We start from the raw sequence: 20,912 nt of genomic DNA, 5'->3' as shown, positions 1-20,912 counted from the left end.
AAATCCTTAACTAAAGCAATAAACTAGCATCGCCATAGCTAAAAAAGCGATACTTCTCGGCAATGGCTTCTTGATAAAGTGCCATTGCCTGAGAATGACCTATAAAAGCTGAAACCAGCATGAGTAATGTTGACTCCGGAAGATGGAAATTTGTTAGCAAACCATCGCAGATTTGGAATTGATAACCTGGATAGATGAAAATATTTGTGTCACGCTGACAGGGGTGCAACAGACCATCACAAGCAGCACTTTCCAAACTACGCAAAGCAGTTGTTCCCACTGCAATCACCCGCTTACCCGCTGCACGCGTCGCATTAACCATCTCCGACAATTCTTTAGTAATTGTAAACTGTTCGCTGTGCATTTTATGCTCTTTAATGTCATCACATCGAACAGGTCGAAAAGTTCCGGCGCCTACGTGTAAGGTTGAAAAGCCTATATTCACCCCTTTCTCTTTCAGTTCCTCTAAAATAGCCTCATCAAAATGCAAACCCGCAGTAGGGGCCGCTACTGACCCTTTATGCAAAGCGTAAACCGTTTGGTATCTGTCTAAATCCAACCGTTCATCGGGGCGAGTAATATAAAGAGGTAAAGGAATATGTCCTATTTCTTGTAACATGGCATCCATATCCCCTAAAACCTGACATTGATATAATTCATCATGTTTCGCGATAACTTCAATCGACCACCCTTTATCAAGATAAATGATCGAGCCTGCTTTTGGAGCTTTACTTGCCTTGATATGCGCTAAAAACGATTGATCGCCTTGTAAACGCTCCACTAGTAGCTCTACCTTACCGCCACTTGCTTTTTGGCCATAGAAACGTGCTGGAATAACTTTGCTGTTATTCATCACCAATAAGTCACCAGCTTCCAGAAACTGACTTATTCCTTTAAATTGATGATGGCTATTGCTCTGTGTTTGGCGATGGTGAACCAATAATCTTGAGTCACTACGATTGGGAAGCGGATATTGTGCAATCAACTCTTCCGGTAAATCGAAATAAAAATCTTGTTTTTTCATTTTTCAACCTGACAACAAATTGACTTAGTATATACCTATTTTACTTGAAATATGATATCAAAGATTTAACAATTTCAGTGTTTTACAAAATAAGGAAATTAAATGTTAGTAACCTTCTACAGCGATGCTTATGAAAATATTGTAATGTTTGGCCACATTGCTCAACATTTGTTAAAACTCATGGGACACAGTGGTACTGTTCCAGGGGCCATTATGGCCGAGGACATTCCTGACGCTTTATCACACTTACAAGATGGCCTTGAAAAAGAAAATAAGCAGCAGACAAAACCCGTGTCCACAACCAATAACGAGGATGATGACCCCATAGTCAGTTTAGCTCACCGGGCGCTACCCCTAATTAATATGCTTAAAGCAGCAGACACCAAGAAATGCAATATAATGTGGAAATAATTATTAAACAAAGCCGTGTTGTCCCCACGTAGCCTGGTTGGCGCAAAAGTGACAACCGGGTTATTGGTTATCCGGCAAACCTCGGTTGTCACTTTTGCGCCAACCAGACTACGCTAAATGTGTTGATCATGATTAAAGTAAACGATTACTTGCCAGCGACTTGCAACAGAACTATATTTTTACTTTGTTCATCTCGATAAGAAACATGACAAAAATAGCACTTTACTTAGCCGGAGGTGGCGCTCGAGGGGCCTATCAGGCTGGGGCTCTTAAAGCTATCAGTACCCTACTAAACTCGAAAAGAATTCCTTTTAACATGCTTACTGGCGCCAGTGTTGGCAGTATCAATACCGCAGTACTCGCTGAAGATGCACTGGATTTTTACGCGGCTACTAATAAATTAAGCGAATTGTGGGGCGAAATTACTTGTCCGCAAATTTTTAAGACAAGCTATTTTGCAGCCTATAAAACATGTATGCGTAATATGTGGAGCATGGTTTTTAAACAGCGCTTATTAGGACATATTCTTGATACATTGCCTTTGCGTGGGTTTCTTAGCAGCAACATTAATTTTAAGAATGTAGAAGCTGCCATTACAAATAAACATTTAGAAACCATTGAGATAATAAGTAACTGTTATGAAACCAAAAAAACCATTTCTTTTTATCAACACCATACCGAGGATTTTGAGGATTGGAACTATCCACTACATATCAGTCAGCGAGTCAATCTCGAAATGGAATATTTTCTGGCATCAACTGCATTGCCGTTGTTCTTCCCGCCCTCAAAAATAGATGGTTTTCATTACGGCGATGGTCATTTAGGGTTAGAGGCACCATTGCGAGGCGCAATTCATTGTCAAGCTAATAAAATTTTGGTGATAGGAAATCGACAATTAAAAGGAAGTGACCCCGAAAAATTACGAGATGGTGATATTGATTTCTCACGTGTTTTAGGTGGAATGATAAATGGCTTGTTTTTAGATAATCTTGATCGAGATATTGAAATGATTAACCACATGAATCATATTGCCCGCTTATTACCTCTTGAGCAGAAGCAACACTCACCCTGGCAAGGGGTGGAGATTTTACATTTGCGGCCCAGTGTCGATATTGCCACACTAGCACAATCCCATTACCACAACATCCCAATGTTTTTACGTCTTCTACTTAATTTTATGGGGGCGAAACGCCACTCAGGTGATTTATTGAGCTTTCTATTATTTGAAAAAGAATTCACTCGTGAATTAATCAAACTTGGCTATGACGACACAATGGCGATACGAGATTCAATTTTGAAGTTTTTCGATTGTTAATCATTCCGGTAAATGACGTATCCTGCTTGCATTCATGGTACTATACTATCCTTTTAATTTGGTGTTATTTGTACCATGTTAACTTTGCGTCAAATTACTCTTTCTCGCGGCAATAAAATTCTTCTTGAGAATGCAAGCGTAGCGCTGCATGAAAAGCAAAAGATAGGTTTGGTAGGCCATAATGGCTGCGGAAAATCCAGTTTGTTCGCATTAATCCTTGGGGATCTAATTGCGGATACTGGGGAGTGTCTTATCAACCCTCAATTACGAATTAGCCATCTTTCACAACAGTTACCAGATAGCGATGATCCCGCGCTTGATTTTGTTCTAGCAGGCGATGAAGAATATTTAAATCTACAAAAACGTCTGGCTCTAGCCGAGAAAAAAGAGGACCACAGTGAAGTTTTGCTTTGCCATGAACTACTTACACAAACAGCCGGTTACAGCAAACCGGCCAAAGCAGCAGCTATTATGGCTGGTCTTGGATTTAAAACAGAAGAACAAAAAAAATCAGTAAATAGTTTTTCCGGTGGTTGGCGAATGCGGCTTAGCCTTGCTCGCTGTCTCATGAAGCCCGCTGACTTATTATTACTCGATGAGCCCACCAACCATCTTGATATGGAAGCCATTTTTTGGCTTGAAAAGTGGCTTAAGCAATGTCCCAGCAGTATTTTGTTGATTTCGCATGATCGTGAATTCCTAGACACCTTTGTGACGCACATCCTTCATATCGAGCAGCAATCGATGAGTTTGTACAGTGGCAACTATAGTCGCTTTGAACAAACAAGAGCGCAGCAGATGGCGTTACAGCAGATGATGTACGAGAAGCAACAACAAAAGATCAGTCACATGATGGCCTATGTTAATCGCTTTCGTGCCAAAGCATCAAAAGCCAAACAAGCTCAAAGTCGACTCAATGCCATTGAAAAAATGGATGTTGTGGCGCAAGCCCAAGTGGATTCCCCCTTTTCTTTTAATTTCTATCCTTGTCAAAAAGCTGGCAATCCACTCTTGCGTTGTGAGCAAGTCAATGCAGGTTATAGTGATGATGCCCTCATTTTGAGAAAGCTAAATCTGGTACTCAATCCTGGTGACAGAATTGCCTTACTTGGACCTAATGGTGAAGGAAAATCTACATTAATTAAAACCCTTACAGGTTCTCTACCTCCTTTGGCTGGCGATATCTATCGTTCACCTCATTTGCAAATCGGTTATTATGCACAGCATCAGTTAGACGAGTTGGATAATAATTTAAGCCCTCTGGCCACCATTCAAGCGCTTTCACCTGATGCGAAAGAACAAACCATCCGTGATTACCTAGGTGGATTCAACTTTGTTGGTGACATGGCCGTCAAATCCATTCAACATTTCTCCGGCGGTGAAAAAGCCAGGCTTGCCTTGGCAAAACTTGTTTGGCAAAAACCCAATTTATTATTACTTGATGAGCCTACTAACCATCTTGATCTTGGTATGCGGGCGGCCATAGAAATTGCGCTACAAAGTTATGAAGGCGCCTTGATTTTAATTTCTCATGATCGTCATCTACTGCGCACAACCGTTGATGATTTTTATTTGGTCTATCATAAACATGTGCAAGCATTTAAAGGTGATTTGGATGATTATCATAATTGGTTACAAACTAGAGAAACTGTTAAAGACACGGCATCCACTTCAAATAATAATCAGTATCGTGAAAAGAAATCTTTGCAAAATCGCATGAAAAAATTGGAGCAAATGGTTGAACAATTTAACGATAAACTAGTGCAACTTGAGCATAAATTATCTGATTTGTCGCTTTACGAAGAAGGCCAGCAACAACAGCTGCAGGTATTGTTGAGCCAGCAAAAAAGATTACAACAGGAACTGCTCACAACGGAAGAAGAATGGTTAAATGTTATCAGTGAGCTTGAGCAGTTTTAATAATTTAACATTAACATATTAGAGTGTGTTGCCTTTCATCTCAACACCACGGCAGGCCCCAACTCTAAGGTGAATTGTCAAAGACTTAAAAAATTACTAACGAAGCAATTGACTATTAAGGAGATCCCAATGCGGCTGCGTAAAATTTTTACTGCTTTACTAAGTTTCTGCACTCCCTTCATCGCCCTGTCAGCAACAAATGCTAATGCTGCTTCATTACATCTCGATTGGTTAGATAAATCAATGAATCCCGGCGAAAATTTCTTTGCGTATGCGAATGGTAACTGGCAAAAACAAAATCCAATTCCACCCGAATATGAGAGTTGGGGTACTTTTTACGTGATCCAGGATAAGCTTCAAAATGTGATTCATCAAATGCTTATTGCAGCGGCAAATGATAAAAATGCAAAGCCTGGCAGTATCGAGCAAAAAGTAGGTGATTTTTATTTTAGTGGTATGGATGAGACACTGATTAATAAGGTTGGTGCGACACCGCTAAAGCCCGAATTTGATCGTATTGAAGCCATTAGAAATACTGATGAATTGCAAACTGTTATTGCCCATTTACAAATGATTGGTGTTGATGCCCTTTTTGGGGTTGGCAGTATGCAGGATTTTAAAAATAGTCAGGAAATGATTGGAGCAGTTATACAGGCAGGCATAGGATTACCTGATCGGGATTATTATTTAAAGGACGATAAAAAATTTGCGCAAATTCGTGAAGCATACCTACAACATTTGACAAAAATGTTTGAATTATTGGGAGACTCTCCTGAAAAGGCTGCAAAAGAAGCAAAAGCAGTCATGGCTATTGAAACTACCCTTGCCAAGGCGTCATTGTCACAAACTGAATTACGTGATCCTTATACCATTTATCATATCATGGATCGCAAACAGTTAGCCGCAGCCACACCTAATTTCTCCTGGCCACGCTATTTAACAGCCATTGGGCAATCCCATCTTCAATCAATCAATTTAGCAACTCCTGATTTTTTCAAGAAAGTGAATGAAATGATCCCTACTATTTCGTTAGATGATTGGAAAATTTATCTTCGTTGGCGATTAATTGATTCCTTTGCGTCGTATCTGTCGCAACCCTTTGTTGATCAAAATTTTAAAATGACTTCAGCGATTGGTGGCGCAGAAAAATTATTGCCTCGCTGGAAGCGAGTAGTTAATACCGAAAATGGCGCGTTAGGATTTGCTATTGGCAAATTGTATGTTGAGAAATATTTTTCATCGGAGTCTAAACAACAAGTTATGGATATTCTACAAAATATCCGCAAAGTTTTGCGCCAAGACTTGCAAACTTTAGCATGGATGGCCCCAGAAACTCGTCAGGCCGCCCTTAAAAAATTGGATTTAATGGAAGAGCGCGTGGGTTATCCTGAAAAATGGTGGGATTATTCTACTCTCAAAGTCGACCGCGGACCGTATGTACTTAATGTTATTCGTGCCAATGAATTTTTAGTAAAACGAGACCTTAACAAAATCGGTAAGCCAGTTGATAGAACAGAGTGGCATATGACACCACAAACAATTAATGCTTACTACGACCCCTCAATGAATAATATTAATCTTCCTGCTGGAATTCTTCAGCCACCTTTTTTTGATCCCAAAGCGCCTGCAGCAGTGAATTATGGTGCTATTGGTTTTATCATTGGCCATGAAATCACGCATGGTTTTGATGATAAAGGGGCTTTATTTGATGGTCATGGCAATCTAAAAAATTGGTGGACTTCTGAGGATCTCAAAAAATTCCAGGCAGCAACCAATTGTATTGCAGACCAGTTTTCTCAGTATAAAGTGAATGGGGATTTATCAGTTCAAGGTAATCTTGTGGTAGGCGAAGCCACTGCTGATCTTGGCGGCTTAACCTTGGCCTATAAAGCATTTCAATCCTCCAAAGAATTTAAAGATGCACCAACAATTGCAGGCTTTACACCAGAACAACAATTCTTTTTAGGTTCAGCACATGTTTGGGCGAGCAATATTCGCCCCGAGAAGGCTCGTGATTTAGTCACTACTGACCCTCATCCACCCATGATCTATCGCGTTAACGGGACTTTAGCAAATATGCCAGAATTTCAAATGGCTTTTTCTCTTTTAGAGAGCAGTCCCATGGTCAATAAAAATAGATGTGTTATTTGGTAAGATTTTAGTCTTCCCCGCTTAGGCGGGGAGTATAGTTTAGTTCAAAAGTTATCAGTGCACCGCTCAAAAATTGTTTAATAAATTAGCCAATTAAAATAATAGCGGTTGTGTCAAAATTTCCATGTCATGAGCCATCAAACGTCGATTGGCACGAAAATAAGTCATGGGTGAATGTTCGAGCAAATCAGAGAATTTTTCCATATAAATACAGGCATAGCGATCGACCTGAGAAGCAAAATAGGTTTCTTCTGCCCCAGCACGAAATACACGCCCCCAACGCTCATTGTAAAACGTTTTCTCTTCATTCAGTAATTTCGTTATTTGCACATCCAATGCAGAAACTTGCTGTTGAATTTCAGAAATTTGCTCATTGAATTCCGTAGTTTTTTCTTCTAGACAGCGGCTATATAGTTCAATATTCTTTTGTTCCAGCGCTTTTTTAACATTCATTGCTTCGACAATTTTCTTTTCTACAGGCAATGCTTTTCTTTGTGATTCAATTTCTTCGCCTAACTCTTCAACAACTAAAGCAGTCCGCCAGTTACAATCCTTTTTCAAACGTAAAATATCACCGTAAATATGGTCACCAATATATAAAATATCATCACCATTAATTGCCAAGTCTTCAGTAAATTTTCTGGCATTTCCGCCCTGATATACGCCAGGTGTTATAGGTCCTGTGGCATTTGTCATTGAACCATTTTCAGGATTCACTGTTAAAAATCTTAGATTATCATAAAAGAAACGTGGTTTATGGGCTAAAGTAATGACATATTCAAACAAATCCCGCCAATTTTGCCCTTCTTCCAGGAAGGGAGAGAAGGCATACTCCAATAAAACATTGGTGTAATAATATTCAGAATTGGTGAGTAAAAAAAACTTTTTCCCATAACGTATATATCGCTTTAAACCTTCAACAACAGCCCGTTCTTTTAAAACATAATTCTCCATATTCTCAACAATGAATCCTTTCAAACTTCCATCAGCATGCGCTTTATCTACGGAGCTTAAGACATCTAAAGCAATGGTTGCATAATTTGGCAAGTCGGCAGGTCGTTCATCTTTTAAGTCGACCAATTGGCTGTAGAGTACACAAAATGCAATCGAAAATGAGGTATCGATAGCAATGTAGTTACGATCTTTTAAATCCACATAGATACTGCGATAAATTTTCTTTTGTTCTGCAAAGCTAATTTCTTTTGTTCCATGGTAGCTTTGGCGAATAGCCGCATAACGACTAAGCTTTAAAATATTGCCATTTTTACTATCGATGATTAAGCCACGAATTGAACTGTCAAAATTAAATTTAAATTTTCTAATATCTTCAGGATATTTTTTATCATTAATTAACTTCTCAACAACCAGTTGGTACACCAAAGTTTCAAAATTTTTCGTGTTATAACGAATTAAGGTGTGATCCATGTCCAAGCCAATGTATTTGATCTTTTTCATGTTTAAAATGCGGTTTACAAAAACTTTTTGATTCATATGTTTTCCTCAAAATCTATTTGCAACTTTTATATCCCTAAGTTGAAAAAATCTGCATTAGGCTTGGATTAAATAATCGGGACGATATTAATCGCATCATTTCTAGTTAGCAATAGACGTATACGAATTCCTTACCAATTAATGACCTTATCATCATAATTACGTAAAGCCTCACCATGGCTTTGATCTTTATGTTTCTCAATAACTTTTAACATGGATTGAACACTTTTTTCAGCATCAAGTTGCGCCTCAACACCCCCCATCCTTGTCTTTACCCAGCCAGGATTTAATAACATTACTTTAATACCCTCTTGGCTAACATCCAGAGCAAAAGAACGCATGACACAATTCAGTGCAGCTTTACTGGCCCGATAGGCATAACTTCGCCCCCATTGATTATCACTAATACTTCCCATAGCGGAACTAATATTAACAATTAGTTTTTCATTCCCTTTAAGCAAAAGAGGCAAAAACGTGTCACTTACTTTAAGTGCACTGAGACAATTGACATTCATAACCTGCAAGAAATTATCACGATCAATGTTGCCTACAGTAACACCAGACTGCCCACTAATACCCGAATTATTAATAATCCAATCCAATGCAATATTTTTTAATTCCTTTGCCAAACCTATGATTTGTCGATCATCGGTCACATCAAGAGGATATATAGAAATATTATTTTTTGTTTTAGCATAATTTTTTAAATCATTGGCTTTCTCAGGATCACGACATGTTGCAATAATTTGATTATTTTGTTCGCTAAGCTGTTTAACAAACTCTAATCCTAAACCTCGATTACTTCCTGTAATTAATACTGTTCTCATTTTTTCTTCCCTTTGGAAAATCCTATGCGCTTATATCATTTTATAGCAAATATAGGCGGATTTCTGACAAGATGTGTTATACTCACACACTTTTTTGTCAGAGTATTTGCTATGTCTGTTTATAAACTCATTATGATTGGTCCAACCAAGGTTGGCAAAAGTGAAATTTTTAACCGCTTTACGGGTAAAAAATTCAATGCGGCTCATAGTGCAACCATTGTTGGCGATTTTTGTCTTCTGAAGGATGACTCTGACCGAGTGCAATTGTGGGACTCTACTGGAGAATTGAGCGGCTTTAGCCATGTGTTTTATAGAGATGCAACTGTAGGAATATATTGCATAGATTTGAGCAATCCTGCAGAACAACAAGATGCAATCGCGTTATTTAGAGGATTTAATCCAGGAAAAAAAATCATTTTAGTAGGTACTAAAATGGATTTGCTGGGAGACACGGTAGATGAACAAAATAATGCAGCGCAAGAAATCTTAGAGAAAGTACCGGGAAAATTTGCTGAACGTATTGCTATTTCGGCTAAAAATGACACACAAATAGAAGACTTAAAAGCCTTATTAATAAAAACTGCTCTTGCACCTATTGATTCGTTTGATGCTGTTCTGGATTCTCTACCTGGTGAGTCCGCATTACATGCAACCTTTACTTATTTACAAAAACAAGCCAAAAGCCTGTCCTCTAAGCAATATGAATGTATTGCCACGTTTAGTAATGAGTTGGCAAAAAAACTTTTAGAAGACAACGGGGCATCGCAAAAAGCCGAAGCCATTAAACAATTTACAGAAAAATGCGCACTTTACTTAGAAGGCAAACATCCCAAGGTGATGAAAGCCGCTTTAGGTGTTGCTGCCGCCGCTTCTGTTACTCTGTTAGTCACTGCCCTAGGATTTGCACTTGGTATTTTAACTATCCCAAGTACAATTGTTATTGGACTTATTGCAACTGAAACTACAACGCTTGCTATTAGCACTGCAATTGGAATATACACAGGTGGTTTGACGTTTTTCCGTGGAGCAGGTAGCAGAGATGCTGTTGGAAAAATTGCTGTGGAAGCCAACGAATTCGATCCTAATCACTATAAAGCAACTTTTTAATGTTTAAAAACCCGTTTTTTTAAACGGGTTTAAACTAGTCTGGCTGTGTGGATTGGGCTTGAAATTGTTTTATTAATTCAATCACTTTGTCTTTCTTTTCAGGCCAATGTTCAACAACCTCATCATTGATTTTTTTACAGTTCTCAGCAACCCAAGGTCCTAATTGCAATAAAATGCCTGGGACTTTGATTTGTACGCACGCCGCAACTTGTCGTTGGGTTTCTTCGGTACACAAATCTCCTTCTTTAAAGCAATCACGCATTAATTCTTCGGTTAATAATTGCCAATTCGGTGGCGATTCAACGCCTAGAAATGCTTTATTCATAATTTGAGGTAAAGCCGTTGTCGAGATCCATTGCAACTGCATCGGCTTAATCCCATTGGCACAAATGTCTTTTTCAAACGCAGCCTCAAGCTCTTTAGCAATTACTCGTAACTTTTTTTGATCAAGACAGCTTAGAGTAGTAGAGAGTATATAGTCGGAGGCAGCAAACACAGGGAGATTAAAGAGAAATAGCATCATCGCCAGAAATATAGTTCCAATTTTACTCACAATGTCTCTCCATAGAACCGCAATAATACAATTATTGCACAAAATACGTGATTAAAACTTATCTGCTCCAATTTTTTCTCAATACATGCATAGAGTAAGATTGTTTTATTGCCTTAGTTATTGTTATGAATTATTGTTTTCTTTTATTTTATTCTAAAATAGTAATATGGAAATTAATCTTATTGCCCTCGCGATTCCTGTTTTTTTAATTTCAATGGCAATTGAGTATGTAATTTCTGTTGTCCAAAAAAAACAACTTTACCGCTTAAACGATTTCACCAATAACATTAGCTGCGGAATACTCGAACAGGTCACCATGTTGCCTTTAAAGGGCTTACTTATTTTTAGTTACCATTATTTCTATCAGCACTTCAGCGTCTTTGAGATAAGCCCACACTCCATTGTTGCCTGGTTTCTTCTATGGCTTGGCGTTGATTTTTGCTACTACTGGTTCCATCGCGCAAGTCATCGCTGTAATTTTTTATGGACAGGACATGCCGTTCATCACCAAAGTGAATACTACAATCTTTCGGTAGCTTTACGTCAAGGAATGGTACAAACCCTTTGTTCATGGGTGATTTATCTACCCTTAGCCTTTCTTGGCTTTCCTACCTGGATGTTCTTACTCGTGGTGTCAGCAAATACGCTTTATCAATTTTGGATACATACTCAACTTATCCAGCGCATGGGATGGTTTGAAGTTATTTTTAATACCCCTTCTCATCATCGTGTCCATCATGGAAAAAATCCTGAATACATTGATAAAAACTACGCAGGAAGTCTAATTATTTGGGATAAGTTATTTGGAACCTTTCAGAAAGAAACTATTCCTGCAGATTATGGAACCACAGAGCCACTCGCTTCCTGGAATCCTTTTTTTGCCAATGTCAAAGTGCTTTATGACACCTATCTTTACGGTAAAAAGTTATCGACGTGGCCTGAGCGCATGTTAGCCTTCTTCATGCCCCCAGAATGGATAGTCAAGCGATTAAATAAGCAATCAATAAATAATAAAACAAAACCTAATAAAGATGTCATCCAATATCCAGGTATCTATGTACTATTGAATCTTTCACTGACCATTTTATTGTCTGGGTACTATTTACTATTTTTTAATCCCAGTTTGCCCTTAAGCTGGATGCTAGGATTTTTTATCTTGATTACGCTTTATTTAATCGGGTTCGTACTCAATCGCGGTATAATTATTAATATCAAATATACCGAGTTTTTTCGCAGTATTTTAGTATTAATAATTTTCCATCTGATGTTCGAAAGTTATGTCATTGACTTCATTGCAATGATTGTATTTTTTATAGTCAATGTATCCGTTTACCAAAAACGTTTTTTGCCTGATCTTCTTTCGTTGCAACTTCACAAGAAATAAAATGTTTTGATTACAACTCATCGAGTCTTAGCGATTGTTTAATATTCCAAAACTCTTTCCAAGGGTCATCTTTTAATTTTTTGAGTCGCTGGGGCAAAGTATGAATAGTATAGAAGGTATCTTTGATGTCATTGGTTAATTCATCCCAATGAATTGGGGTAGCGACCGGCGCATGTAAACGAGCTCTGGTGGAGTAGGCACTAATAGCAGTAGCACCTCGCTGATTACGCAAATAATCAACAAATATTTTGCCCTTCCTTTTTGCCTTTGCCATATTAGTCACATAAGCGTTGGGATTTATTCGCTCCAGAAATTCGACAAAAACATGGGTAAAATTTTTTACTTCTTCCCAGTTATATTCAGGGAAAATAGGAACAACAACATGTAAGCCCTTTCCTCCTGTTGTTTTGACAAAACAGGTAAGTTTAAATGCTTCCAAATGTTTTTTAATTTCAAATGCAGCTTTTACAACCTCCTTCCACGAAACATCAGTTCCGGGGTCTAAATCAATGGTGATCATGTCAGGTGACTCGACATTATCAATGCGACTTCCCCAGGGATGAATTTCTAATGCTCCTATTTGCACCAAACTCAACAAACCCTCTTTATCCTTTAGATAAATATATTGCTCTACCTCATCATCAGACTTATTTTTAATGGGGATTGCGCAAAGTGCTTTAGGGGTGGATTTGTAATAATGTTTTTGATAAAAACACTCCTTATAGCTTTCTGGGCATCTTACTAATGTTAAGGGTCTATTTCTGACAAAAGGTAAGATAAATTCACTGATTTTATCATAATAATCATAGAGATCTTGTTTGGTAATATTATCTTGGTTATATAAAATTTTTTCAGGGCTAGAAATAGTGATCTTCCTTGACTGAGGTGTTTTTTTATTAATGGTTTTTATAGCCACCTCTTCCTCGCGTTTGATTGCTCCTGCCTCTTTATCCTTTCTTAATCCTTTAAAACTAGGATGTCTTAACTTTCCTTCCGATGTCCACTGACTAAACTCAACTTCTGCAATCAGGACGGGGTTAACCCATATCGCATTTTTGGCATCTGGAAAAATGGAGTTAAAGGGATTTTCATCCTTTAAATTTTTTTGTAATTCGGTATATACCTCTTTTAAAGAAGACTCGGTGAAACCTGTACCAACGTTTCCAGTATAGATTAATTCACCTTCATCATTAAAAACACCGAGAAGCAAGGAACGAAAATACTGTCTTGAGCGTTGAGGTTTAAGATAACCACCGATAACAAATTCCTGGCGCTTGATGCATTTGATTTTTACCCATGATTTAGAGCGTCTTTCCTGATAGGTACTTTGACTATCTTTAGAAATGATCCCTTCTAATCCTAATTCGCAAGACTTATTAAGAACGTTTTCGCCATGGCCGGCAATATGATCGCTGTATTGTAACGCTGATGGGGCATTCAGCAATAATTTTTCAAGAATTTCCTTTCGTTGTAATAAGGGTAGGCTCTTGAGGTTAAATTTCTCATAATACAACAAATCAAAAATATAATAGTAAAAGGGATAATCCTTATCGCCCTTCATTGCATTTTGCAAACGCTGAAAATCAGTTTTTTGCTTATCATTGAGTAGCACCACCTCACCATCGACTATGACTCTTGTAGCCGGCAAATGTTGCAATGCTTTAATGACATTTTTAAACTTTCTCGTCCAATCAATATTATTTCGAGATATCAAGCGAATTGATTTACCGTCTTTAAAAGCAATAATTCGATAGCCATCAAATTTAATTTCATGCAACCATTGTGAACCTTGGGGCGGCTTATCCACTAAGGTAGTGAGTTGAGGGGAAATTCGTTCTGGAAAGGGACTGGCTTTAAGTTCAGCAGGAATTAATCCATCGATTTCTTCTTTAATTTTTTTTTTCTCGCTACTCTCTAACCCCTCTTTAGTCCATATGTTGTCATAGTTTTCGGCAATTTCATCTAAGGATTTATCAGTTACAACACTATTTGGTTTTTTAAGAGTGATATCGTAATCATCTAACGGTCTTGCGAACTCATCCTCATATTTCACTAAAAACCAGGAGTTATCTTCATTTTTAAAACGAAAAAGATCCCAGCGGCCATGTAATTTCTTTGCATGTAATTCAAAACGCAAATGTCCTTTTTCATAAGCTTTTCGTGGATCCTCATCCAAAGGCTCCCATTTTCCCTCATCCCAAAGCATCACCGTACCGCCGCCATATTCCCCTTTAGGAATTACACCCTCAAAAGAACCATACTCAAGGGGGTGGTCCTCCACATGAACTGCCAAGCGTTTAGCGTTAGGATCCAGACAAGGTCCTTTTGGCACTGCCCAACTTTTAAGAACCCCATCAAGCTCTAAACGAAAATCATAATGAAGACGACTGGCTGCATGTTTCTGGATAACAAAGCGATAATTCTTATTTTTATCTTGGCGAATTCTTCCCTTCGGTTCTGGTGTTTTCTTGAAATCGCGTTTTCGGTGATAAATATCTAACCCCATGGAGTATGTCCTTTTACTCAAAGTATATATGCTAAGTATAGTTGAAACTGAATTTGAAAAAGATTTACTAGGGTTCTACTTTTGTAGATTCTCCCTCATCATCCTCACTATCCTCCTCCATGAGTGGATGATGGCTGTGCGTAACATCCTCTAATTTAAATACCTTCACTGATTTCGATTCGCTAGCCGTGCGAATAGCAGACAATCCTGGTTTTTCTGCCGTCGGATTACTTACAGTGGTTGTTGCCACTTTTCTAAGAGTATCCAGCATGTGTGGAGTGCTTAATTCTTGTTCATTGATTGCTTGGGGAGACATTAATGTTGTCAACAGTTTATCATGTCTTAGTTGAGCAATATTTTCTGTCATCTCTTGCGCTGTAACTCCGGCCGTAGCGGCTTCCAAATTTTTAGCGCCAGCTGCCTCACGGAAAAAGCCATTGACTGCATTTAAGAGCTGACTTACTTTTCCTGGAGCAAAGAGAAATTCGGAGAGCATGCCATTCATTTCTCGTGGGGTCGGTAAATAGTGTCGCGATGAAGTAAGATACTGAGTAATAAGTACCGGACTGGCTACCAACGAATAAATAGCAACTAATGGAACACGTAAAATACTGCCTATTAGACCCCAGGTTACACGGCCTAAATTAGAAATCGCTTTAATTATCAATCCAGTATCCGCACGGGCCTTATTCAGTAAATCATTGACGGGTTGCAGGGCCATGGAAGCCCGGGATCTTAAGTCAGGGTTGATTAATGAGCCTAGACCAAAACCGGCACTCATGATTAAACCAACACCCGCACGGAAAAGAGCAGGAACATACGATAAAGCTATCTTGATAGAGCCAGCCAATCCGCCAATTTTTTCGTGCCCCCCCATCAAGATATATCTAACAGCAGCAACATAATCAGGATCATTTTTATAATGCGTATTCACATAATGCATTATTTTGTATTTTTCATCCTGAGGTAAATCCTCTGGATTAAGCTCTAGAATTCGTTCTCGAATGTGATTTCGTTTAACACTTTTTTGTAGTTTCTCAAGTGAAGAACTATTGAACTCAGAAATTGGAGCACCAGTATAAGTAGCGACATAGCTTTCCAAAGAACGCTCAACTGCATTGACCATAGGGTCTGTATAATTCACAGCAAGTGCTCCTTTAAAGGCCTCCATATATTCTTTAACTTGGATATCAATTTTACCTTCTTGTTCCTCAGAGACTTCAGTAATTTTGTGAACTTTTTTATAAGCTTCAACCATAGATGCTCTGATCTCAGGGCGTAGTGCCTCAATTTTCTCTTCCATAATATGAGTATGATGTGAATCGTGGTTCTCCCCTCCTTCGTAGCGAATGCCACTTTCAAGAACAATAGCAGCTAACTTTGCACCTGATAGACCGAGCTCAAGTTAGGGAAAAGAGGCATGTCCAGCTTCTGATGCAATGCTTTCACTCAACCAGGGAATATTTGCCTTAAAGGCAATCTCAAAACCAAGACCAATTGCTGCAGTACCCACTAACCCCGCCAAGACAGGGTTTTCCAAAATTAACTCAACCCCACGAACCAGTAGACTGTCTTTACCATTCGTTAAATCCTGTAAGAAAAAAGCCACCTTTCCCTCAATCATAGCGGTGGAAAAAGAAGACATAAGCCCTTGGGTCTCTCCCACCAAAGCTTTTGCAATGGGAATATTAATTTTGGTATAAATAAAATTCAAAAAAGCAAATTTTGCTACAAATGGCATAACCATAGGAACCGCTGTACTTGCCGCTAAGGTAAATGCCAATCCTCCTAAAGGATGGGCACGATAAATCTCATGCGAGAAGACCTCCACCATACTTTTCATAAAATCATTGCTTGCCCATGAGACAAAATCTTCAGGTTTATCGGGATTTAAATGATAATCGGCTTTTGCATCTCCTGTTTTTTCGAACTCTAATTGACCATAGGCTACTAATTCAGGCTTCTGCATATCAAGTAACATTTTAATTGCCTGATGATTGGCATTACTTGCGCTTTCATTCTCTTTAACCCGTGCCGTTAATAAATTGGCAATCTCTTCCTCATCAATTGGCTTGGTCCCAACTGTGATATCGTAATAAATATTTTTTGCGCCATCCCATAAATTAGTGGTCACTCCTTTAACAATTTCAACTAAAGGTTTCCAGGTGAAATTTAAAAGTTGATGGCCAATAAACCGCGCAGCCTTAACAAAAACGCCTGAATCGGTTAGTTCAGTAACTGCATTTTCACCAAATAAATTCTTTGTAGAATCCAAATGGGCATACATATCTTCATCGGTTTCCCATTTTTGCAACAGCTTGAGCTCACTGGGAAATGGTGGAATTTTAAAGGGTGGACGATCAAACACCCGCAGACCAAGATTGATTAAACTAACAGTGCCAGCATAGCCTGCATAAACTAAATCAAGCGCAAAGGTTGTAATATCTAAAGTGAAATTGATGAGAGTAAAACCTACTTTCCTCGCCGCAGTATAGCCTGGGATAGCATCTCTTCTGCCACTAAAATTTATAAATCTAACTGTCTCATCGTCGGGATTATTAAGCGCTTTGCCAGTACGCTCAATTAAGGCTACCCGTTTTGCCAATTCGACATTAGATTTAGGATGAAATCCATATTCCCCCAAGTCAATCGACACTAATCCATCCTTTTGCTTGTCAGAAAAGTCTAAGCCATGCTCTTTTGATATAGCATTGTGGTAATCAAGAAGTTGGCTAGAAAAATTTTCTGCAGTAAATTGAGCATCCAACAACGCCTGAGATAAACCGCTGGAATCTCGATATAAACCAGTTACAGCATAACCAGCATCGATCGCACTTTGTGAAACAAGATTTAATTGTTGCTGTAGAAAATGTTTTAATAAATTATTATTTGTACCATAACTACCTAATATTGCTCTTACTTGTTCCTCGGAGGGATGTTTTATTTCTGCCAAAGAAGCTCGGTACTGTTCTGTGCGTTTTTTTAAGGTAACGGCACAAGCCATGAGTGTTAAATAAGGTTCTTCATTTTTTGCTTTAGTCTCGTCAATCATTTTAGCAAGCTGAAGGCTCAAACCATCTAAAGTTGCCACAATATTTTTTAAATTTTCTTGTGGTTTCCTGGAGCGATCGTAATTATTAATCAATCGGTTGAGGGGTTGTAACACTTCAATCAACGTTTGCGCAACATCTGCAACAACAAGCCTTTCGCTATTTGAGGTAACTTGGGCATGCAATTCAGTAGAGCGCTCAAAAACTTTTCGTTTATAAGTGCCAATTTCAGCAATCATCTTCGCAAGTGGATCTTGAATAGTTGCACTGTCAAAGACTCCATTGCGTAAGGCTAATTTAATATTTTCTGGTGTGGTTGTGTATATCAACGTTTGGTAGCGACCATCGTGATTGATAATAGAAAGTTTCGCTTTAGAGTCCGCATCGGAATATATACGGTGTTTTGTGAATTCTGTGGGCGTTGTTGTTGTTCCCAATCCGCTAAATGTAGGGAAAAAGCTTCCTTTGGGAATCATAATTGCTCGGGTAGGCTCAAACAGAGTCACTTTCGTACCATCTTTTCCATAAAGACTAAACATTCTTTGTAATGCAGCATTGTGTAAAAGCATCTGCTGATAGGGCTTTTTAGGCATAATTATTCTCAAATAGTCCAATTCCTTGACAGCTCACTCCAATTCTTAATAAACAATAAATAATCACTATGATTAATAATAACACAATTATCAATAGTTAATCCATTGGGAAGTTATGTGCTAATATTCAATTCAATTAGAAAAGGAGAAAAATTATGGACAGACAAGGCTCAGCTGAATGGCGCGGGGGCATTAGAGATGGCAATGGCCTCATTTCAACAGAAAGTGGTACTCTTAATAAAACGCAATATTCATTTAAAACACGCTTCGAACAAGGGCAGGGAACTAATCCTGAGGAATTAATTGCAGCAGCACATGCAGGTTGTTTTTCGATGGCATTTGCCGCTCAATTGGAAAAAGAGGGTTTTAAGACAGAACGCATTCAAACCACAGCCACAGTGTCTTTAGAAAAATCAGCAGAGGGATTTTCTATTCCTGCAATTCATTTACAAGTCAGTGCAAGAGTACCTGAAGTTAATGCTGAAGCTTTTCAAATCGCAGCAAATACTGCTAAAGAAAATTGCCCTGTTTCCAAACTAATGCGGGCTAAAATTACTATGAATGCCAGCCTGGAAAGCTAATTTATAGACTACACACTTTTTCCTGAAGAGTGTGTAGAACTTAATGATTCTGTAATTGTAAAATTAAATTCTTTCAATATCTCTTTTTTACTTTCTTCTAATTTTTCTCGTAGGACTTCCTTAGCACGACTAACTTCAGTCCCTTCCTTTTCACTCAGTAGAATTAACTCTTTTAATAATTGGCTACTTTTAGTTTCTGAAGTATTGAAAGTGCGGGTTTTGTTAATAAAAGCACTACAACCTGTCATCTCATTAAGTAACTGCAGTTGTCGACCATTCTGATCCACAATGGCATTGTAAAGTAGTTGTACTTTGACCGCTTTTTCTAAATGGGCGAGAAGCGAGGGAGTAAATCCCGTTGGTCGAGAAAAAAAGGAGTTCGTATTGCTGTTTAAACTCAGACAAATGGAAGAAGCAGTAATATTGATATAAAAACCAAATAATTCCTCATTATTATTTATGTGTAAAACAGCATAAGTTAAAACGCTGGCAATTAAACGATAGGCTGATATATCAGTTCTCTTTTCGAGTGTTGAGGTTACTATATTAGCGATTGCGAGAATTTTTTGCGTATCATTCAATTCTGATAATAAAATCACTCCATGCAATTTATCCATTAGCTTAATTGCTTCTTCATCCAATAAACTCTTACACTTAGGCAGCACGTTATAGACAACTTCAATGAGATTATTAACAGCTGGAGAATAGTTCGCTGCAAATTGGGATAAGTGTTCAACTAAATTGTGAGAAAATATTTTTTCAAGTTTTTCATTATCACTTTGTTCAACATAAATCCTGGCACTTTGTAATATCTTTTCTCTTTTACTCCTTACTCCACTATATTTTATAGTACCTAGTAGAGTTCCTTTTCTATTGACTGTAGTCGCTTTTTGTTTACTCGATAAGCTCTCCAGTAGCAGCTCACTTTGGCTCAAACGAAAAATTGCTGATAAAGACGGAGGAATATCCGCTCTGCCCAGTTGGATGTAATCTGCCTCACCAAAAGATGATTTTAAATGCTGAAAAACATTGGTACGTGATAGAAAAGACAGGTGATCAACAACAAAAAGACCGCAACTAACCCAATCTGTCTGGATCATATTAGCAACTTTTTCTTTTGGTGTTTTGCTAAATGGGCCTCCTGGTGGCACAGAGACATAATAGAGATAGCCAGCACTCAAAAGACCAGCCATTTGGAAATTAGTCAAGTAGACCTGAAAAAAATGCCTTGACCTACTATCCATCACAGCATCTAAATTAAACGCTGAGATTCCTTTAGAAGCAATCACATTATCAACACAGCTCCAATGACCATCCGTAAGTACTGCGAGTTGAAAGCGTAATCCAATCGGCAATTTATGATGGTTAGCTTTTAAAAATTTAACAAGTTCAGATAATTCCTTGTTATTCTCTAAAGAATAATCGGTGGATTTTTCATTAGGAATAAATTCAGTCACCATGTAATTAAACGGTATTTCTTTATTCCGACGACGCTCTAATTTTTGAGCTAAAACTACTTTCATCACTGCTGCAGGCCATACAATACCTTCAATCTGGTGCGGCAGAGCAGTCAAATTCTCCTCTGTTTTGCGAATAGCACGAATAATTTTGCCACGCGAGGACTCGAATTCTTCTTTCATTACTCAAAAAACCACAAAAACCGGTATGCATTACTATAATATATTTAATCAATCAGTACATTAACTAAACATTAAGAGTTTAAAATACTTATATTTAATGATGTTAACAAAGTTATCCACCAAAAATGTGGATAACTTTATTATTCATTGGAATTATGGGAGCTAACTTTGGCTAAATTGTTTCGAGCTTGTTGTGTGCAAAACTGCAAGAGAGTAAGTGACGCCTTCGAGAAGTATGGAATCTATTGAATCACGAATTAAGGGGTTAACTCTCGGGAAACATCTAATTCTGACAAGAAGTCTTTATCGACAGTGCCTTCGCCACCAGTAACAAATCTTGGAGCATTCGCGTAGAAGAA

Annotated in this window: 15 protein-coding genes; 7 read left to right on the top strand and 8 right to left on the bottom strand. The window is 38.2% G+C overall.

Annotated features, from left to right (window positions below):
- Nucleotides 1-10 precede the first annotated feature (10 nt).
- A complete protein-coding gene (gene queA, locus LHA_RS04640) occupies nt 11-1,024 on the bottom strand; it encodes a tRNA preQ1(34) S-adenosylmethionine ribosyltransferase-isomerase QueA (protein ID WP_045105502.1) in 1,014 nt (337 codons plus the stop codon).
- Between the two features lie 102 nt (nt 1,025-1,126).
- Between queA and LHA_RS04635 the strand changes: the two genes are divergently transcribed.
- The 4 genes from LHA_RS04635 to LHA_RS04620 all read left to right on the top strand — a co-directional run bounded on the left by LHA_RS04635 (nt 1,127) and on the right by LHA_RS04620 (nt 6,824).
- Entirely contained in the window at nt 1,127-1,435 is a 309-nt protein-coding gene (locus LHA_RS04635) for a DUF1840 domain-containing protein (RefSeq protein WP_045105501.1), read from the top strand.
- A gap of 205 nt (nt 1,436-1,640) precedes the next feature.
- On the top strand, nt 1,641-2,750 hold the full coding sequence (locus LHA_RS04630) for a patatin-like phospholipase family protein (RefSeq protein ID WP_045105500.1): 1,110 nt from the start codon (nt 1,641-1,643) through the stop codon (nt 2,748-2,750).
- Nucleotides 2,751-2,825: 75 nt separating this feature from the next.
- The gene (locus LHA_RS04625) at nt 2,826-4,670 is read left to right on the top strand and encodes an ABC-F family ATP-binding cassette domain-containing protein (RefSeq protein ID WP_045105499.1); all 1,845 of its coding nucleotides are present in this window, start codon (nt 2,826-2,828) and stop codon (nt 4,668-4,670) included.
- A 129-nt stretch (nt 4,671-4,799) separates the two neighbouring features.
- On the top strand, nt 4,800-6,824 hold the full coding sequence (locus LHA_RS04620) for a M13 family metallopeptidase (protein WP_045105498.1): 2,025 nt from the start codon (nt 4,800-4,802) through the stop codon (nt 6,822-6,824).
- Nucleotides 6,825-6,914: 90 nt separating this feature from the next.
- On the opposite strand, the gene LHA_RS04615 is transcribed toward LHA_RS04620, so the two are convergent.
- Nucleotides 6,915-8,312, bottom strand: a complete 1,398-nt coding sequence (locus LHA_RS04615; RefSeq protein WP_045105497.1) for an HAD-IG family 5'-nucleotidase — start codon at nt 8,310-8,312, stop codon at nt 6,915-6,917.
- Between the two features lie 131 nt (nt 8,313-8,443).
- Nucleotides 8,444-9,139, bottom strand: a complete 696-nt coding sequence (locus LHA_RS04610) for an SDR family oxidoreductase (RefSeq protein ID WP_045105496.1) — start codon at nt 9,137-9,139, stop codon at nt 8,444-8,446.
- A gap of 111 nt (nt 9,140-9,250) precedes the next feature.
- Between LHA_RS04610 and LHA_RS04605 the strand changes: the two genes are divergently transcribed.
- Complete coding sequence (locus LHA_RS04605) at nt 9,251-10,246, top strand: P-loop NTPase family protein (protein WP_158644239.1); 996 nt, start codon at nt 9,251-9,253, stop codon at nt 10,244-10,246.
- Between the two features lie 34 nt (nt 10,247-10,280).
- Here the strand turns inward: LHA_RS04605 and LHA_RS04600 are convergent, their stop codons facing one another.
- Nucleotides 10,281-10,799 carry a hypothetical protein gene (locus LHA_RS04600; RefSeq protein WP_045105494.1) on the bottom strand — a complete coding sequence of 173 codons (519 nt, stop codon included), beginning with the start codon at nt 10,797-10,799 and terminating at the stop codon, nt 10,281-10,283.
- Between the two features lie 166 nt (nt 10,800-10,965).
- Between LHA_RS04600 and LHA_RS04595 the strand changes: the two genes are divergently transcribed.
- Nucleotides 10,966-12,183 carry a sterol desaturase family protein gene (locus tag LHA_RS04595; RefSeq protein WP_045105493.1) on the top strand — a complete coding sequence of 406 codons (1,218 nt, stop codon included), beginning with the start codon at nt 10,966-10,968 and terminating at the stop codon, nt 12,181-12,183.
- 10 nt (nt 12,184-12,193) lie between these two features.
- On the opposite strand, the gene ligD is transcribed toward LHA_RS04595, so the two are convergent.
- The 3 genes from ligD to LHA_RS04580 all read right to left on the bottom strand — a co-directional run bounded on the left by ligD (nt 12,194) and on the right by LHA_RS04580 (nt 18,332).
- Nucleotides 12,194-14,689: a DNA ligase D gene (gene ligD, locus LHA_RS04590; RefSeq protein WP_045105492.1), complete on the bottom strand. Its 2,496-nt coding sequence runs from the start codon at nt 14,687-14,689 to the stop codon at nt 12,194-12,196.
- Between the two features lie 67 nt (nt 14,690-14,756).
- The gene (locus LHA_RS04585) at nt 14,757-15,992 is read right to left on the bottom strand and encodes a hypothetical protein (protein ID WP_045105491.1); all 1,236 of its coding nucleotides are present in this window, start codon (nt 15,990-15,992) and stop codon (nt 14,757-14,759) included.
- Nucleotides 15,993-16,094: 102 nt separating this feature from the next.
- The gene (locus tag LHA_RS04580; protein WP_045105490.1) at nt 16,095-18,332 is read right to left on the bottom strand and encodes a hypothetical protein; all 2,238 of its coding nucleotides are present in this window, start codon (nt 18,330-18,332) and stop codon (nt 16,095-16,097) included.
- Between the two features lie 155 nt (nt 18,333-18,487).
- Here LHA_RS04580 and LHA_RS04575 point away from each other — a divergent pair, with 155 nt between their 5' ends.
- Nucleotides 18,488-18,913: an OsmC family protein gene (locus tag LHA_RS04575; RefSeq protein WP_045105489.1), complete on the top strand. Its 426-nt coding sequence runs from the start codon at nt 18,488-18,490 to the stop codon at nt 18,911-18,913.
- An 8-nt stretch (nt 18,914-18,921) separates the two neighbouring features.
- On the opposite strand, the gene LHA_RS04570 is transcribed toward LHA_RS04575, so the two are convergent.
- A complete protein-coding gene (locus LHA_RS04570; protein ID WP_045105488.1) occupies nt 18,922-20,553 on the bottom strand; it encodes a hypothetical protein in 1,632 nt (543 codons plus the stop codon).
- Nucleotides 20,554-20,912: the final 359 nt, after the last annotated feature.

Origin of the sequence: Legionella hackeliae (genome assembly GCF_000953655.1) — a bacterium.
In the GTDB taxonomy this organism is placed as follows: Bacteria; Pseudomonadota; Gammaproteobacteria; order Legionellales; family Legionellaceae; genus Tatlockia; species Tatlockia hackeliae.
This window is presented reverse-complemented; position numbering and strand designations above follow the sequence as displayed.

Bases quoted from the DNA above. Each gene is read 5' to 3' on its own strand.
- queA (WP_045105502.1), bottom strand. From the start codon at position 1,024: ATGAAAAAACAAGATTTTTATTTCGATTTACCGGAAGAGTTGATTGCA.
- LHA_RS04635 (WP_045105501.1), top strand. From the start codon at position 1,127: ATGTTAGTAACCTTCTACAGCGATGCTTATGAAAATATTGTAATGTTT.
- LHA_RS04630 (WP_045105500.1), top strand. From the start codon at position 1,641: ATGACAAAAATAGCACTTTACTTAGCCGGAGGTGGCGCTCGAGGGGCC.
- LHA_RS04625 (WP_045105499.1), top strand. From the start codon at position 2,826: ATGTTAACTTTGCGTCAAATTACTCTTTCTCGCGGCAATAAAATTCTT.
- LHA_RS04620 (WP_045105498.1), top strand. From the start codon at position 4,800: ATGCGGCTGCGTAAAATTTTTACTGCTTTACTAAGTTTCTGCACTCCC.
- LHA_RS04615 (WP_045105497.1), bottom strand. From the start codon at position 8,312: ATGAATCAAAAAGTTTTTGTAAACCGCATTTTAAACATGAAAAAGATC.
- LHA_RS04610 (WP_045105496.1), bottom strand. From the start codon at position 9,139: ATGAGAACAGTATTAATTACAGGAAGTAATCGAGGTTTAGGATTAGAG.
- LHA_RS04605 (WP_158644239.1), top strand. From the start codon at position 9,251: ATGTCTGTTTATAAACTCATTATGATTGGTCCAACCAAGGTTGGCAAA.
- LHA_RS04595 (WP_045105493.1), top strand. From the start codon at position 10,966: ATGGAAATTAATCTTATTGCCCTCGCGATTCCTGTTTTTTTAATTTCA.
- ligD (WP_045105492.1), bottom strand. From the start codon at position 14,689: ATGGGGTTAGATATTTATCACCGAAAACGCGATTTCAAGAAAACACCA.
- LHA_RS04585 (WP_045105491.1), bottom strand. From the start codon at position 15,992: ATGGAAGAGAAAATTGAGGCACTACGCCCTGAGATCAGAGCATCTATG.
- LHA_RS04580 (WP_045105490.1), bottom strand. From the start codon at position 18,332: ATGCCTAAAAAGCCCTATCAGCAGATGCTTTTACACAATGCTGCATTA.
- LHA_RS04575 (WP_045105489.1), top strand. From the start codon at position 18,488: ATGGACAGACAAGGCTCAGCTGAATGGCGCGGGGGCATTAGAGATGGC.
- LHA_RS04570 (WP_045105488.1), bottom strand. From the start codon at position 20,553: ATGAAAGAAGAATTCGAGTCCTCGCGTGGCAAAATTATTCGTGCTATT.